This window comes from Pseudomonas sp. DWRC2-2 (assembly GCF_049897885.1).
Taxonomy (GTDB): Bacteria; Pseudomonadota; Gammaproteobacteria; order Pseudomonadales; family Pseudomonadaceae; genus Aquipseudomonas; species Aquipseudomonas azotoformans_A.
Map to the genome: position 1 here is coordinate 1,413,355 of NZ_JAFCXD010000001.1, position 15,789 is coordinate 1,429,143.

General features: G+C 61.0%; 15 protein-coding genes and 2 pseudogenes. 13 read left to right on the forward strand and 4 right to left on the reverse strand.

The annotated features are described in order from the left end of the window. Positions 1-108 precede the first annotated feature (108 nt). The 5 genes and pseudogenes from ACP7EW_RS06905 to ACP7EW_RS06925 all read left to right on the forward strand — a co-directional run bounded on the left by ACP7EW_RS06905 (position 109) and on the right by ACP7EW_RS06925 (position 4,167). Positions 109-735: a TetR/AcrR family transcriptional regulator gene (locus ACP7EW_RS06905; RefSeq protein ID WP_033896259.1), complete on the forward strand. Its 627-nt coding sequence runs from the start codon at positions 109-111 to the stop codon at positions 733-735. Positions 736-928: 193 nt separating this feature from the next. Continuing rightward, positions 929-1,987 carry a diguanylate cyclase gene (locus ACP7EW_RS06910; protein ID WP_033896260.1) on the forward strand — a complete coding sequence of 353 codons (1,059 nt, stop codon included), beginning with the start codon at positions 929-931 and terminating at the stop codon, positions 1,985-1,987. A 265-nt stretch (positions 1,988-2,252) separates the two neighbouring features. Then, a pseudogene (locus ACP7EW_RS06915) lies at positions 2,253-3,020 on the forward strand (PAS domain-containing protein); the annotation flags it as partial. Between the two features lie 117 nt (positions 3,021-3,137). Then, positions 3,138-3,572: pseudogene (locus ACP7EW_RS06920) on the forward strand (methyl-accepting chemotaxis protein); the annotation flags it as partial. A gap of 76 nt (positions 3,573-3,648) precedes the next feature. After that, positions 3,649-4,167 (forward strand): DUF1003 domain-containing protein, encoded by a 519-nt coding sequence (locus ACP7EW_RS06925; protein ID WP_426216081.1) that lies wholly within the window; start codon positions 3,649-3,651, stop codon positions 4,165-4,167. On the opposite strand, the gene ACP7EW_RS06930 is transcribed toward ACP7EW_RS06925, so the two are convergent. Next, entirely contained in the window at positions 4,164-5,042 is an 879-nt protein-coding gene (locus ACP7EW_RS06930; RefSeq protein WP_426216083.1) for a LysR family transcriptional regulator, read from the reverse strand. The genes ACP7EW_RS06925 and ACP7EW_RS06930 overlap by 4 nt on opposite strands. An 80-nt stretch (positions 5,043-5,122) precedes the next feature. Between ACP7EW_RS06930 and ACP7EW_RS06935 the strand changes: the two genes are divergently transcribed. Both ACP7EW_RS06935 and ACP7EW_RS06940 read left to right on the forward strand, forming a co-directional pair. After that, complete coding sequence (locus ACP7EW_RS06935; RefSeq protein WP_426216085.1) at positions 5,123-5,824, forward strand: CTP synthase C-terminal region-related (seleno)protein; 702 nt, start codon at positions 5,123-5,125, stop codon at positions 5,822-5,824. Beyond that, positions 5,821-6,144, forward strand: a complete 324-nt coding sequence (locus tag ACP7EW_RS06940; RefSeq protein WP_426216087.1) for an antibiotic biosynthesis monooxygenase family protein — start codon at positions 5,821-5,823, stop codon at positions 6,142-6,144. Before ACP7EW_RS06935 ends, ACP7EW_RS06940 begins: the two co-directional genes overlap by 4 nt. On the opposite strand, the gene ACP7EW_RS06945 is transcribed toward ACP7EW_RS06940, so the two are convergent. Beyond that, entirely contained in the window at positions 6,141-6,464 is a 324-nt protein-coding gene (locus ACP7EW_RS06945) for a DUF2025 family protein (protein ID WP_033896266.1), read from the reverse strand. The two genes, ACP7EW_RS06940 and ACP7EW_RS06945, sit on opposite strands and share 4 nt — an antisense overlap. A 232-nt stretch (positions 6,465-6,696) precedes the next feature. On the opposite strand from ACP7EW_RS06945, the gene ACP7EW_RS06950 reads away from it, so the two are divergent. Both ACP7EW_RS06950 and ACP7EW_RS06955 read left to right on the forward strand, forming a co-directional pair. Beyond that, the gene (locus ACP7EW_RS06950) at positions 6,697-7,824 is read left to right on the forward strand and encodes a glycerophosphodiester phosphodiesterase family protein (protein WP_033896267.1); all 1,128 of its coding nucleotides are present in this window, start codon (positions 6,697-6,699) and stop codon (positions 7,822-7,824) included. Next, complete coding sequence (locus ACP7EW_RS06955; RefSeq protein WP_426216089.1) at positions 7,825-8,478, forward strand: helix-turn-helix domain-containing protein; 654 nt, start codon at positions 7,825-7,827, stop codon at positions 8,476-8,478. On the opposite strand, the gene ACP7EW_RS06960 is transcribed toward ACP7EW_RS06955, so the two are convergent. Next, positions 8,470-9,333 (reverse strand): sterol desaturase family protein, encoded by an 864-nt coding sequence (locus ACP7EW_RS06960; protein WP_426216091.1) that lies wholly within the window; start codon positions 9,331-9,333, stop codon positions 8,470-8,472. The genes ACP7EW_RS06955 and ACP7EW_RS06960 overlap by 9 nt on opposite strands. A 153-nt stretch (positions 9,334-9,486) precedes the next feature. Here ACP7EW_RS06960 and ACP7EW_RS06965 point away from each other — a divergent pair, with 153 nt between their 5' ends. Next, the gene (locus tag ACP7EW_RS06965) at positions 9,487-9,792 is read left to right on the forward strand and encodes a PepSY domain-containing protein (RefSeq protein ID WP_033896270.1); all 306 of its coding nucleotides are present in this window, start codon (positions 9,487-9,489) and stop codon (positions 9,790-9,792) included. 183 nt (positions 9,793-9,975) lie between these two features. Further along, positions 9,976-11,148, forward strand: a complete 1,173-nt coding sequence (locus ACP7EW_RS06970; protein WP_426216093.1) for a GAF domain-containing sensor histidine kinase — start codon at positions 9,976-9,978, stop codon at positions 11,146-11,148. On the opposite strand, the gene ACP7EW_RS06975 is transcribed toward ACP7EW_RS06970, so the two are convergent. Further along, complete coding sequence (locus tag ACP7EW_RS06975; RefSeq protein WP_426216095.1) at positions 11,149-12,777, reverse strand: methyl-accepting chemotaxis protein; 1,629 nt, start codon at positions 12,775-12,777, stop codon at positions 11,149-11,151. A gap of 263 nt (positions 12,778-13,040) precedes the next feature. Here ACP7EW_RS06975 and ACP7EW_RS06980 point away from each other — a divergent pair, with 263 nt between their 5' ends. Both ACP7EW_RS06980 and ACP7EW_RS06985 read left to right on the forward strand, forming a co-directional pair. Continuing rightward, entirely contained in the window at positions 13,041-14,063 is a 1,023-nt protein-coding gene (locus tag ACP7EW_RS06980; protein WP_016978332.1) for a transporter, read from the forward strand. Between the two features lie 101 nt (positions 14,064-14,164). Next, entirely contained in the window at positions 14,165-15,781 is a 1,617-nt protein-coding gene (locus ACP7EW_RS06985) for an inorganic phosphate transporter (protein ID WP_426216097.1), read from the forward strand. Positions 15,782-15,789: the final 8 nt, after the last annotated feature.

The following is a 15,789-nucleotide window of genomic DNA, read 5'->3' on the forward strand; positions in this document are numbered from 1 at the left end:
ACAGACCGCTCTTGAATTACACTGCACAGTGTAGTTTCAAGATTGCAACAAAATACACAGCAAGTAAACTACCGAGTGTAACTTTCCTTGACGAACCGAGCGCCCTCCATGACTGCCCCTCAACGCCTCACCGACCGTAAACGCGAAGCCATCGTGGCCGCGGCCATCGCTGAATTTCGCGAGAACGGTTTCGAGGTCACCAGCATGGACAAGATCGCCGCCACCGCCGGCGTTTCCAAGCGCACGGTGTACAACCACTTCCCAAGCAAGGAAGAATTGTTCGCTGAAATTCTTCATCAACTCTGGGCCAGCAGCGTGGCCCAGCTGGACGTCAGCTATGCCAGCGACCGCCCGCTGCGCGAACAATTGCGCGGCTTGCTGGAAGCCAAGATGAAGATGATGGCGGATGCCAATTTCCTCGACCTGGCCCGGGTCGCCATCGCCGCCACCATCCATTCGCCGGAGCGTGCGCAAGACATGGTCACCCGCCTGAGCAAACGCGAAGAAGGTTTTACCCAATGGGTCCGCGCCGCCCAAGAAGATGGTCGGCTCAACTGCAGCGACCCGGCCTTTGCCGCCCACCAGATTCAGAGCCTACTCAAGGCGTTTGCCTTCTGGCCGCAGATTACCCTGGGGCAGCCTGTCCTGGACGCCGCCAGTCAGGCCAGTGTTATCGAGTCGGCCATCGACCTGTTCCTGGCCGGCTACGAAGTCAGCCAATCCCGCCAACCGTAAAAACCTGTTGTGTGAACGACATTCCTGGTCGTTTTTTGACATATTCGCACGCCGTCCTACACAAATGGCTTGGAAGGACACTGATTATTCCCACGCGAATAACTGACAATATTCACAACTATTATCCGATCAACGGTTCGACCCGCTGACGCATCTTGCCGCACCTGCAGAAAAAGAACGGCTCCAGGAAATTATGGAAAACAGACGAGGCAAAGGGCTTTCATTTGCCAGACGTATCTACAAGCCAAGGATTATCGGCTTGGGCATCGGCTGCATCAGTGTCACAGGCGCGCTTTATCCACTCGCAATGCCGGGCTGGGTCTGGGTATTCCTGCTGTTCAACGGTTTCGCCTGGGCGCATGTGGCCTACCAACTCTCGGTGCGCTCGCAATTCCCCTATCAGACCGAGCAACGCAACCTGTTGTACGACTCATTGTTCGGCGGGTTCTGGGCCGCCGCCACGCAGTTCACACCACTGACAACCGTCACCATCCTTTCCATGATGACCATGAACAACGTGGCAGCGGGTGGCAAGCGGCTGTTCCTGCGCGGGCTGCTGGCGCAAGTGGCCGGTATCGGGGTGGCGTGCGCGCTTTTCGGCATCCGGTTCAACCCCAACGTCAGCCTCACCCAGGTCTACACCTGCCTGCCGATGCTAACGCTCTACCCCATGGCCATCGGCACGGTCTGCTACCAGTTGGCGATCAAATTATCGGAACACAAACGCGCACTCAGTGCCCTCAGCCGAACCGACAGCCTCACCGGCCTGCTGAACCACGGCTCCTGGAAAGACTTGCTGCACCTTAAATTTCATAAGTGCCAACAGCAGCAAAGCCATGCCACCATCGCGTTGATCGATATCGATCACTTCAAGCAGATCAACGACACCCACGGCCACATCGTCGGCGACGCCGTTCTGCGTCAACTGAGCCTGGAACTGCGACGCAACCTGCGTGAAAACGACCTGGCCGGGCGTTACGGGGGCGATGAGTTCTGCGTGATTCTTCCGCAAGTTCCGCTGGAAGAGGCGGCACAGGTGATGGAACGCATGCGCGAGACCTTCAGCAATTACCGCAACCCGCAGATCCCTGAGTTGCGCGTGAGCCTGAGCATCGGCCTGGCTGATTTCCAACCCTTCTTTACCGACGCCGCCATGTGGCTGAATGCGGCGGACCGGGCGCTGTATGCCGCCAAGGACACCGGACGCAACCGGGTCAACATCAGCGAAGCAGTGATCGCTCATTCCGCCTGAGGTTGTCCTACGACTCCTCGTCTGAATCCTCCTGCCTGTGCGCGAGGAGAAAGCATAATGCCACCACTTGTCGGCTACCCAAAAAAGGTCCTGCCCCTGAGGCGAACTTCTTGCCAGGCTGATCACTCTGAACCCGTTGTTCCCCCCCCCCCGCTGTCGGCACAAGGAAGCTGACAATGAGCAAGTCAACCGTATAGCGAATGCCTTACGGGGGCAGGCGCATATCCAAGGAAATCCAGAAGCTTGCTTGCCCGAGCACCCGAACATGCTATTCAACGCCCATAAAAAAACCATCAATGCCCTGCAACACACCGTCGCCCAACAGGCCAGCCTGCTGGATGCCATCGAGCGCTCCATGGCGGTGATCGAATTCGACCTGTCCGGCACTGTGCTGCGGGCCAATGCCAACTTCCTCCAGACCATGGGCTACCGCGCCGAGCAGATCGAGGGCCAGCCCCACCGTATGTTCTGCACCCCCGCATTCGCCCGCAGCGCCGAGTACAACCAGTTGTGGTCGAACCTGCGTAACGGCCAGTTCCAGTCCGGCACCTTTGAACGGGTGGCGGGCGATGGCCAATCGGTTTGGCTGGAGGCCAGCTACAACCCGGTGCGTGACGAAGCAGGCCAAGTCACCAAAGTGGTGAAGTACGCCATGGACGTTACGCCGCGCCTGCAGGCTGAAAGCGAAGCCAATGCCAAACTGGCCGCCATCGGCCGCGCCATGGCGGTGATCGAGTTCAACCTCGACGGCACCATCATCACGGCCAACACCAATTTCCTGCAGCGCATGGGCTACACCCTGGCGCAGATCCAGGGCCAGCATCACCGCATGTTCTGCAGCCCGGCCGTGGCCAGCAGCTCGACCTATAGCGACTTCTGGAAGCGCCTGAACCAAGGCGAAATGTTCAGCGGCCAGTTCGAACGGGTGGATAAGAACGGCCAGGCCGTGTGGCTCGAAGCCAACTACAACCCGGTGTACGACGCCGGCGGACGCCTGTGCAAAGTGGTCAAGTTCGCCTCCGACGTGACTGCCATGGTGCAGCAACATACCGCCGACGCCGCCAGCGCGGCCCAGGCGTACCACATCTCCCTGAGCACTCGGGACATCGCCGAAAAAGGCGCCGAAGTGATCCAGCAAAGCGCCAGTGGCATGCGCGATATTGCGGCGGACATCGACGGCTCCTCGCAGCTGATCGCCAAGCTGGGCGAGCGTTCGCAGCAGATCACCGCCATCGTCAACACCATTCGCGGCATCGCCGACCAGACCAACCTGCTGGCGCTCAACGCCGCCATTGAGGCGGCGCGGGCCGGCGAGCAAGGTCGTGGGTTTGCCGTGGTAGCCGATGAAGTGCGGCAACTGGCTGCGCGCACCAGCGGCTCCACGGCGGAAATCTCCAGCATGATCGCGATGATCCAGGACGAAACCCGCCAGGCCATCCACAGCATGGACGGCACCCGCGACCGCGCCGCCCTGGGTGTGGAGCTGGCTAACCAAGCCGGTACCGTCATCGTGCAGATCCGCGAAGGCACCAGCGAGGCCGTGCAAGCGGTGAGTGCATTCGCCAATGAGCGCGGTGGCAACTGACCCGATCTTCATACGGAGCGCTGGGGGCTCGGTCTATAGTGCTTGCTTGTCTTCAAGCAAATGATCCGAGCCTGCCATGACCCCAGAAAAGACCGAAACCGCTCCCGTCGACCACCTGCGTTTCCACCGCCCTCATGCCCACCTGGCACCGACCTTCGGCAACGACACCTTTGCGCTCAAGGCCGAAGCGTTCGCCCGATTCTTCGGCACGCCCACCTTCCTCGGCGCGCAAACCGCCATCGTGGTGTTGTGGGTGGTGCTGAACATGACCGGCGTCACGCACTTCGACGTGTACCCGTTTATCCTGCTCAACCTGGCGTTCAGCCTGCAATCGGCCTATGCCGCGCCGCTGATCCTGCTGGCCCAGACCCGCCAGGCGGCTCGCGACAAAGCGCAGTCAGATGCCGACGCGCAACACCGTGAAGCCCTGGCCATAGCCAACACCGAGCGCCAGGCCCAGGCCGCGCAAACCACCAAACAGTTGCTGGAACTGCTCGAACAAAACACCCGGCTGACGGAAATGACCAGGCAGCTGACAGAACACATCGAAAGCTTGACCTGCGAAATGCACGAGCACTTTGTGCGAAAAACCTAAGGTAACCGTAGGTGTCGCCCCAACTCGTCAAACAGCGTCACCACCGAGCGCAATGCTCGACAATCGGGGCGTGTGAGCAACCATAACGCCGTGTCGTGCCCCGCCAATGCGGGGCCCAGCGGTTGCAGGCCGTTGCCCAATAGAAAGTCCGGCAACGCCGCCACTCCCAACCCCGCGCGTACCAGTTCGGTGACCGACAACATGCTGTTGCAGCGATAGCTGGGACGCACGCCCGGCAGTTGCTCGCGGCGCCAGACGACGGTGGGGTGATCGGGCAGAAAGTCATCCGGGGCAATCCAGGGCAGGTCTGCCAGCTCGCGGCCTTCGTGCAGTTGGGCGAAACCCGGACTGGCGCACACCTGGTACGCCACATTGCCCAGGCGCCGCCCCACCAGATGCTCCGGCGGCGTGCGGGTCAGGCGCAGGGCGATATCCGCGTCGCGGCGGCTGAGGTTGGCGAAATCATTCGACGTACTCAGTTCCAGGGTCAACGCTGGGTACTGCGGCATGAACTGCGCCAGGGCCGGTAACAGCAAGCCTTGCAGCACCGAGTCAGTACAGGTCAGGCGCACCGTGCCGCTGATCACTTCACCGCCCTGCTCCACACCAATGCGCGCGGCCTCCAGCGCCTGCTCGGCGCGTTCCGCCTGCTGCGCCAGATGGCTTGCCAGGCTGGTGGGCAGGTAGCCGGCGCGGCTTTTTTCGAACAACGTCTGACCCAGCGCCGCCTCCAGGCGCCGCACCGCGCGGAAAACCGTGGACACGTCCACCCGCAACAACGCGGCCGCCCGTGCGAGTGTGCCGCCGCGCACCAGGGCGAGGATCAGCGAGAGGTCCGGGTAGTCGATTGAATAGTGCGTGACTGCATTGAACATATGCTAAAACGCCAATATTGATTGCGTGAGCGCCAATCTATAGTGCGCCCCAGGACACCACAAGCCATGGGATGAACACAATGAAAACCACGCCTCTGCACCTCGCTCTGATCGGCGATTACAACCCCGATGTCATCGCCCACCAGGCCATCCCTGTGGCGCTGCAACAGGCGGCCGAGACCCTCGGCCTGAACGTTCATGTGCAATGGCTCGATACCGATAACCTGCCCCAATCACTGCATGACTTCGACGGTTTCTGGTGCGTCCCCGCCAGCCCTTACCGCGACACTGAAGGCGCAATGCGGGCGATCCGGTTTGCCCGCGAGCAACGCCAACCGTTCCTCGGCACGTGCGGCGGTTTTCAGCATGCGGTGCTGGAATACGCACGCAATGTTCTGGGCTGGAAGGATGCCGAGCATGGCGAACTCGCACCGCAGGCCAAGCGCGCGGTGATCGCGCCACTGAGCTGCACCCTGGTGGAAGCCACCGACACTGTGCGCCTGGCGCCCTACACCCGCATCGCCGAGGCTTACGGAACGCTGGATGTACAAGAAGGTTATCGCTGCCGTTATGGCGTGAACCCCGAGTTCCTCGATGCCTTGCTCGAAGGCGACCTGATCCCCAGCGGCCATGATTCGGCCGGCGACCTGCGCGCGGTGGAACTGCTCGACCACCCGTTCTTCGTCGCCACCCTGTTCCAGCCCGAACGTGCCGCGCTGGCAGGCAATACCCCGCCCTTGGCGATGGCCCTGCTCAAGGCTTGCCAGGCGGTGTCCGCATGATCGCCCGCACACCTTCGCCGCCCTACTACGCGGTGATCTTCAGCTCACTGCGCACCGAAGGCGATCAAGGCTACGGCCAGGCGGCCAGCCGCATGCTGGAACTGGCGCGTGAACAACCGGGGTTCCTCGGCGTGGAGTCCGCGCGGGAAGACGGCCTGGGCATTACTGTGTCGTACTGGGAGAGTGAGGCGGCCATCCTGGCCTGGAAGCAGCAGGCCGAACACCGGGCAATGCGCGAACAGGGGCGCGCTGCCTGGTACTCAGCCTTCCAGACGCGGCTATGCAAAGTCGAACGGGCCTACCGTTTTGAAGCGAGCTAGCTCACCAGACTGCGCAACGCACTGATCTGCGGTATCTCCACCCGGCGCATATACACCCGCAACGGCTCGGTGATGTTGATGCGGTCGTCGATGTTCTGGTCCAGCAGCAATTGGATGCGCTCGCGGGACAGGGTCATGGTCTGCTCCGGGGCCGGCAGCCAGACGAATTCGGCGGTGGGGATGATGCCGTCATCGGCCACGTCCATGCCGAAGGCGTCTTCGCTGAAACGCACGATGTACTGGCCGGTCTTGCGGTTGAGGCCAACAAACCCGTGGAGCTGGTCGGCAGCCTGGCAGATAAGTTCGGAAGTGATGCGCATGGTAAACCTCACTGAAAAGTCCCAAAGGGACTGGAAAGATGGTTTACACGCGTGGCGGAAAGTACCGCCCTCTAACGGGGCAGCTTCGGGCAAGAATACTGCAATGCCTGGCAAAAAATCCGAGAAAATTGAAGCCTGCGCACGTTAATGTCGGTTTGGTGATAGCGCCTTTCGCAATCAATTGTTAAAAAGGAGGCCTTCTCAAAGCTACCTCCACGAAAGGACTTCGCATATGCCTGTCACGTTTACCAAGAGCGCCCTGCTGCTCGCCCTGATGCTCGGCCTTGGCCAGGCACATGCGCAAGACCCGATCAGCCCGGCTGAATTGGCAACCAATGAAGGCATTCCGTACCCGGCCGTGATCGCCCACCGTGGCGCCTCCTTTGATGCTCCGGAATCCACCGCCGCCGCCTACAAGATCGCCCGCGACCTGGGTGCCGACTACCTGGAAATGGACCTGCAGCGCAGCAAGGACGGCGTGCTGTTCGCCCTGCACGACAACAACCTGCAGCGCACCACCGACGTGGCCACCAAGTTCCCGGATCGCAAGGACGCTCCAGCCAACGAATTCACCTGGAAAGAACTGCAAACCCTCGACGCCGGCAGCTGGTTCAACGCCGCCTACCCGGACCGTGCGCGCCCAGGTTTCGTCGGCCTGAAAATCCAGAGCCTGGACGACATCATCAAGATCGCCGAAGGCAACCCGCAGCACAAACCGGGCCTGTACATCGAAACCAAGGAGCCCAAGCAATTCCCTGGCATCGAAGCCGACCTGAAGAACAAGCTGCTCGACAAGGGCTGGCTGAGCTCCGCTGGTTCCAAGCTGGGCAAGAGCAACACCGGCGTCGGCCAGGGCAAAGGGCGCGTGGTGCTGCAAACCTTCGAAGTGGCCAGCCTGAAAGAGCTGCAGAAAGAAATGCCGAACACCCCGAAAATCCTGCTGCTGTGGGTGGGTGAAGGCAGCATCGAGCCGAAGAACAAGCAGACGTTCGCGGAGTCCGGCGAAACCACCAAGGCCGCCTACTACGCCAAGCAAGAGCCGAAAGACGCGGCCGAGTTCGAAAAGTGGGTCGACGAAGCCAAGAGCCTCGGCGCCATCGGCACCGGTCCCTCGGCTGAGCTGACCCACCACGGCGACCAGAGCTATTCGGACCTGGTTAAACCGGAGATGAACAAGCTGACCCACGACAAGGGCCTGCTGGTGCACGTCTACACCGTGGACGAGCCGGTGGACTTCGACAAGGTGATGAAGGCTGGCGTGGATGGCATCTTCACCAACCGCGCCGCCGAACTGCTGAAGTTCTACAAGCGCTGGCCGTCGTCCAGCGTGCAAGACCTGCTGAACGACTATAAGTACTGAGTGAAGGCCGAATGGTCAGGCCGCCTGTGGTTGGGTCGTGACTACGGCCTGATCCTCGGCGAGCTGGGGCGCACTGCGCCCCATGCGCACTACGCCGACCAACTGATGTGCTCCAAAGGCGCACCGATCACGGTCAGCCTCGATGGCCAGGTCACCACGGCCCATCGCCTGTTCATCCCGTCGCGACAGACCCACGCCATTCTTGAAACTCAAGGTGAGGTCTCGGTGCTGTACGCGGAACCTGCCGTATTTGATATCGCCCCTTTGCTGCACCAGGACCTGTCCCTGGATGCATTGCGCCAACTCCCTCGGCGCAGCCTGGAAGATCCGCGCCTGGAGCGCGCCCTCGCCGCTCTGGATCAGCAACTCAACGGCAAAGTGTCAGCCCAGGCCCTGGCCCAGGCCGCACACCTGTCATTGAGCCAACTGGAGCGACTGTTCGCCCACCAACTCGGTTTACCCGTGCGTCGTCTGGTGCTGTGGCGACGATTGCGCATCGCCCTGCAGTTGGCGCTTTTCGGAGGCACGCTGACCGAAGCGGCTCACGGTGCGGGTTTTGCCGATTCGGCGCATTTCTCGCGGACCATGAAGCAGCTGTTTGGCGTCACGGCGGCAGCCTCATTGCGCCAGCTGGATGTTCAACTGTTAACGTAAATCGTCCGGCAGTGACGGTTCCTTGCTCAAGCGAACCGGCATGAAGGGATCACGCAACTGTGCCCCATAGCCCACCGGGAAATCCGGTCGCCTGCCAATCCCCAGATCCCCCGGCCCCATGCGATAGCGTTCGCGGTAATACGCCGTGCCCAGCAGCCAATCCCACAGGTTGAAGAACAGACCGAAATTCACATCCCCGGCGCGGCCATATTTCATGTGGTGAAACCGATGCACCGGCGCCCAGGCGAACACCCAGCGCAACGGCCCCAGGCGCATGTCCACATTGGAATGCTGCAACAGCAGTTGCAGGGCAATGGCCAACGCCAGCAACTGCGCCACGTCCAGGGGAATCCCCAGCAGGATCAACGGCAGCAACCCGGCCGTGGCTTCCAGCATCTGGTGCAGCGGATGCTTCATCAGCCCGTTGAAACCATACAACCGCTGCACGCTGTGATGCACCGCATGGAGTCGCCACAGCGGCCGGATGCGATGGCTGGCGTAATGCATCAAGGTGATACCGGCATCGGCCAGCACGATGGCCATCAGCAGTTGTTCCCACAACGGCCAGCCACGCGGCCAAATGCCTTCGAACGCCAACAGCGCCGTGAGCCCCGGCAGGATCAACAAGCCCAGCGCGTTCAGGCTTTCGTTGACCAGGGCGTGCAACGCATCGCGCCGACGATCGCCCAGGCTGCGATTCCACTGCGGTTCATAGGGCAACCAGTGTTCTGTCAGGAATGACACCGCGACCGCAATCACAAACAGCAGAATCAAGCTGTCCGGCTGCCAAAGCGCGTAACTGAGAAACCCCAGCAGGAATGCAGGGGCGTAGAGCCAACTCACGAATCGTTTCATGCCGAGTCTCCTTTGAAGTGAGTCTCCAGCATGAAATTCCCTGCGCGTGGCGGATTGAACAAACTGCGCAACCGCTTGAAATAATTAAGGGTGAATTAAGTTGCGCTGGATAACCTGATCCCACTTAAACAGCTCACCAGAAGGACACACACCATGAAAACCCTGACCGCTTTGTTCGCCGCTACTGCTCTGACCCTGACCGCCGGCCTGGCCCAGGCCGATGTTCGCCCCGACCAGATTCCAAGCCTGTTGCAATCGGGTGCGGTGAAGCCTTTCGAGCAGCTCAACAAAGACGCCCTGGCCAAACATCCCGGCGCCGTGATCAACGACACCGAGCTGGATAACGAAGCCGGCCGCCTGGTCTACGAAGTCGACCTGACCGACACCACCGGCAAAAAGTGGGACGTGAAGCTCGATGCAAAAACCAGCGAAGTGCTGGAAAACAAACTCGATACTTGAGTTCGCCTACTCCAAAAACCGCGCCACCTCAGGGTGGCGCGGTTTTTTTGTGCGCGCTCGTCGGCAAGCTGTAGGAAATGTACCTTGGAGACGAATGAAATTACCCCCACACAGTACAAGGCCGTTAGACTCTCAAATTACAGCCAAGGCATAACGCCATTGCACCCGAACAGGGACCGTTACATGGGGCAAAAAGCCGCCGACATCGCCGCTATCGGGCGTATCAGCGCCGTACCGGCCATGCTCAAGGTGATCAGTGACATGACCGGCCTGCGGTTTGCCGCTGTTGCTCGCGTGACGGAAGACACCTGGACGGCCTGCGCGGTGCTCGACAGCCTGGGTTTCGGCCTGGGTGTGGGAGGCGAGCTGGACCTGACCACCACGATCTGCCACGAAATCCGCGGTTCGCACGTGTCCGTGGTGATCGACAAAGCCAGCGAAGACCCGCTTTACCACGACCACCACACGCCACGTATCTATCAGTTTGAAAGCTACATTTCCGTGCCGGTGTTCCGCACCGATGGGCGCTTCTTCGGCACTATCTGCGCGCTGGACCCCAACCCCGCGTCACTGCGCGGCAGCACCATCCAATCGACCATGGAGTCGTTTGCACGCGTGCTGTCGCTGCAGATCGAAGCTGAAGAAAGCCAGCAACAAACCGAAGCCGATTTGCAGGAAGAACGTGGCACCGCCGAATTGCGTGAACAATTCATCGCGGTGCTCGGGCATGACTTGCGTAACCCGTTGTTCGCCATAAACTTTGGCGCTGAGCGACTGCTGCGCAAACACCCCGACCCCGCCTCAGACAAGATCGTGCGGCATATCCTCACCAGCGGTCGGCGCGCGGCGCAACTGGTGGAGGACGTGCTGGATTTCGCACGCGGGCGCATGGGCAGCGGCATTCCCTTGAGCATGGGTGATTGCCAGGGCTTGCAGGCTGCGTTGCAACATGTGGTGTCGGAGGTGCAGAGCGTTCATCCACAACGCGAAATCGTTGCGCATATCGGCGAACTTCAAGGGCTCAAAGGTGACCGGGAGCGACTGGCGCAACTGCTCTCCAACCTGGTCGCCAACGCCATTCACCACGGCAGTCACGATGGCCCGGTTGAAGTCACGGCAAGGGTCGAGCAGTCGCAGTTCACGCTGACGGTGAAAAACCCGGGGCAGATCAGCGCACAAGCCCTGCCGCGATTATTCCAGCCCTACGCGCGGCCGGTTACCGATGCGCCCCAAGCCGGGCTCGGCCTGGGGTTGTACATCGTCAAGCAGATTGCCGATGCCCACGGTGGTGAGCTGAGCGTGTCCACCACCGAGCAGCACGGCACCGTGTTCACGTTCAGCTTGCCGACCGCTTGATCAGGCGCCAAGGCGCGCCGTCACCTCATTCAACTCACCTGACAGCCCGCGTAGGTTGTGACTTGCCGCTTCGGTACGCTTGACGTTATCGAGATTGGCCGTGGCCACGGTGGTGATCTGCGTGATGTTGCGCGAGATGTCCTCGGCCACCGAGGTCTGCTCTTCGGCCGCCGTGGCGATCTGACGATTCATGTCGCGGATCGCCTCCACTGCCTGGGTGATGTGCGCGAGCATGGCGCCGGCCTGTGTGACCTTCTCCACGCTCTCATCACTGCACGACTGGCCACTCACGATGGCTTCAGCCGCATCCACCGCGCCGGTCTGCACCGCTTCGATAATCCCATTGATCTCGATGATCGACGCCGCCGTGCGTTGCGCCAAGCTGCGCACTTCATCGGCCACCACCGCAAAACCCCGGCCGGCTTCACCCGCGCGTGCGGCTTCAATCGCAGCGTTGAGCGCCAGCAGGTTCGTTTGTTCGGCAATGCCGCGAATCACTTCCAGCACCTTGCCGATGCGCACGCTGTCGGTTTCCAGGCGGCGGATGATGGTGCCGGTATTAAGGATCTCGTTGCGCATCTGGCCGATGGTGGCAATGGTGACTTTCATCACTTCACCGCCTTCGCGGGCCGAGTGATCGGCCTCGTCCGCCGCGCGTGACGCACTCGCGGCGTGGCGCGCGACTTCCTGCGCGGTGGCCGACATTTCCGTCATGGCCGTGGCCACTTGATCGGTACGGTTGAATTGATCGTTGGTGCCCGTCGCCATCTGCCCGGCGATGGCATTCAACTCGCCGCTGGCGCTGACCAGGTCGGTCGCACTGCGCTGCAAACGGCTGAAGGTTTCGGCCAGGAAATCGCGCAAGGTATTCGCGGCAGCGGCCAGGTGGCCCAGCTCATCCTGACGACGGCTGGCAACACGCTCGGCAAAGCGACCATGACTCAGTTGCGTCACGTAGTCGATCAAACCACGGATCGGCAGGATCAGGTTGCGGTTGATCAGCCACAGGCTGAACAGTCCGATCAACACACCGGACAACAACATGATCGCCAGCCCCACCAGCACGGTGCGTTCAGCATAGGCGCTGATGGCCTTGGATTGCTGGCTGCCTTGTTCGCGCAGGTCGCCGACCAATGCACTCATCTGCTCACTGGCGGCGCGATCCACACCTTTTACCGCTGTGTCGCCGGCCGTTGCATCGCCACCTGCGGCCACATAGGCATCGCGGCCCTTCTGGTAAGCCACGCCGAGTTGCTGGTGTTCCTGACGCAGGGTTTCGATGCGTCGGCTCAGGCTCGGGTCGCTGCTGGTCTGGGTGACTAGTCGGGTGAGGATACCTTGCACATCGCGCTGGCGGTCCTGGAACTGGCCCCAGTATTTCTCCATGTCCTGGGGCTGTTTGCCGCGCAGCAGGACGTTTTTCCATTCCTGCACCTGCACCTTGAATTGCAGGTTGGCCTCGTCAATCAGCTGTGAAGTCAGCAGCGGCCCATCGATCAAGCTGCGATAGCTCTGCACCCCGTTGGACAAAAAGTTGAAACAGGCCAGGGCGATCAACAGCATCGCCAACAGGCTGCCACCGAGCAGCGACAGGATTTGTGCTCTCAAGGAGGTTCGCAAAACATTCATCGGGGAAAAGCCTCGATACAAGGAATGGGTGCATGCACGCGTAACGTCCTTGTCATCGAAAGGCACCGCCGGTCCACTGCGGTTCGTAACGCCTTGAATCGGCCGATTTAGAGCCTTCTTGAACGGTTGCTGACAAACGGTCAAATAAATGTCACCACAACGAAATAAATCCAAAACCGTCACAAAACTGTCAAATCCCCTTGCAATGATTCGCGCATGCGAACCTGTGAAATCTCCTACAGGCGCTTTTTCTGCGAGCCCTCATGAACCACAGCATCGATCACAGCCACCAGGATTCCGACCTGTTTGGCTTGCTCTACGGTTTTCGTTTTCGCCCAGGGGAAAAGGGTGAGCAGATAGATTCGGCGGCGGCGCTCCAGGCGTTGCGCCAACCGGGCGACCCGGAGGAGTTTTTGTGGCTGCACCTGAACCTCGCCCACGCCGCGTGCGAGCGTTGGATGCAGGCCCACCTGGACCTGCCGGAAGAATTCTTCGAAGCCCTGCATGAAGGCTCGCGCTCCACGCGCATCGAACACGTCGACTCGGCCTTGCTGGCGGTGGTCAACGACGTGGTGTTCAACTTCAGCAGCATGGTCTCGTCGGACATTTCCACGCTGTGGGTCTGCGCCCGCAGCCGCCTGTTGATCAGCGCACGCCTGCAACCCTTGCACTCGGTGGACAAGTTGCGCTCATCGGTGAAGGCCGGCGAAAGCTTTCGCTCGCCACTCGCCTTGCTCGTGCATTTGCTGCGCGACCAGGGTGAAGTACTGACCCAGATCGTGCGCAAGACCAGCATCAGCGTTGACCATATCGAAGACCAGTTGCTGTCCTCACGCCTGTCCACCAACCGTGCTGAACTGGGCGCCGCACGCCGGGTGCTGGTGCGCCTGCAACGCCTGCTGGCGCTGGAACCGGGCTCGCTGCTGCGCCTGCTCAACCGCCCGCCGCAATGGCTGCAAAAGGAAGACGTGAAGGAGTTGCGCAAATCCACCGAGGAGTTTGCGTTGATCATCAACGACCTGATGGCCCTGGGTGAACGCATCAAGCTGTTGCAGGAAGAAATCGCCGCCAACCTCAACGAGCAAAGCAACCGCACGCTGTTCACCCTCACGGTGGTGACGGTGCTGGCGCTGCCGATCAACATCATCGCCGGGTTTTTCGGCATGAACGTGGGCGGCGTGCCGCTTTCCCAGGACCCGGAAGGCTTCTGGATATTGGTGGCGTTGGTCGCGACCTTTACCTTGATAGCCGGGCGCTGGGCGTTCAGGAAGCGCAAGGATTACTGACCAGCGGCCGACTCAATCACCCAAACACTGATGTATGGCAGCATCTCTGTAACATCTTGCAATGATCATGAACGACATCCTCCCAACATGGATGCTCCGGCATGGCCACCCCTTCCCTGACTGCCTCCACCCACGCCTCACCTGCAGACCCAAAACCCAGGCTGGACAAGAAACCCGGCCTGGTGACGGTAATCATCTTCTTCGCCGTGCTCGCCATGGGCCTGTTGTTCACCGCCTACAGCCTGATGCATGACATGCATGAAATGGGCGCCCAACTCACCACCTGGACGCCCTTCTTGCTGCTCGGCGTGGCGCTGTTGATCGCCCTGGGGTTCGAGTTCGTCAACGGCTTCCACGACACCGCCAACGCCGTGGCGACGGTGATCTACACCAACTCGCTGCCGCCGCATTTTGCGGTGGTGTGGTCGGGCTTTTTCAACTTCCTTGGCGTGCTGCTTTCCAGCGGTGCGGTGGCGTTCGGCATCATTGCGTTGCTGCCGGTGGAGTTGATTTTGCAGGTGGGTTCTTCCGCCGGTTTCGCGATGATCTTCGCCCTGTTGATCGCCGCGATCCTGTGGAACCTCGGCACCTGGTGGCTGGGTTTGCCGGCGTCGTCGTCCCACACGTTGATCGGCTCGATCATCGGCGTCGGCGTGGCGAATGCCTTGATGCACGGGCGTGACGGCACCAGCGGCGTGGACTGGAGCCAGGCGATCAAGATCGGTTACGCCTTGCTGCTGTCGCCGCTGATCGGTTTCGCATTTGCGGCGATGCTGTTGCTGGCCCTGCGCGCGTTCGTCAAGAATCGCGCGCTGTACAAGGCACCCAAAGGCGACACCCCGCCGCCGTGGTGGATTCGCGGCCTGCTGATCGCCACGTGCACCGGCGTTTCTTTCGCTCACGGTTCCAACGATGGGCAAAAAGGCATGGGCCTGATCATGCTGATCCTGGTGGGCACATTGCCGATGGCCTACGCGCTGAACCGCACCATGCCCGCCGAGCAGTCGTTGCAGTTTGCGGCGGTGGCCGAAGTGACCCAGGTCGCCCTGGTGAAAAGTGCGCCGCAAACACTGGCCGGCGACCCGCGCCCGATCCTCTCGACCTACGTGCGCACCAAGGAAGCCACGCCAGAACTGGTCCCCGCCCTCGCCGCCCTGGCCGGGCAGATCGGTGATGAGGTGAAAGGCTACGGCTCCCTGGCCAAAGTGCCCGCCGAAGCCGTAGGCAACGTGCGCAACGACATGTACCTGACCAGCGAAACCATCCGCCTGATGGACAAGGGCAAGGTCGGCAATTTCGACGCGGATACCCAGGGCAAGCTGCAACTGTTCAAGCAACAGATCGACAGCTCCACACGCTTCATTCCACTGTGGGTGAAGATCGCCGTGGCCATCGCCCTCGGCCTGGGCACTATGGTGGGCTGGAAGCGCATCGTGGTCACCGTCGGCGAGAAGATCGGCAAGACGCACCTGACCTACGCCCAAGGCGCTTCGGCGGAAATGGTGGCGATGCTGACGATTGGCGCGGCGGATATGTATGGGTTGCCGGTGTCGACCACGCATGTGTTGTCGTCCGGTGTCGCGGGGACGATGGTGGCGAATGGCGGTGGGTTGCAGATGCGCACGATCCGCAACCTGGCGATGGCGTGGGTGCTCACATTACCGGCTGCGATTCTGCTGTCGGGCAGCCTGTACTGGCTGTTCACCAAACTGTTCTGACACAACAC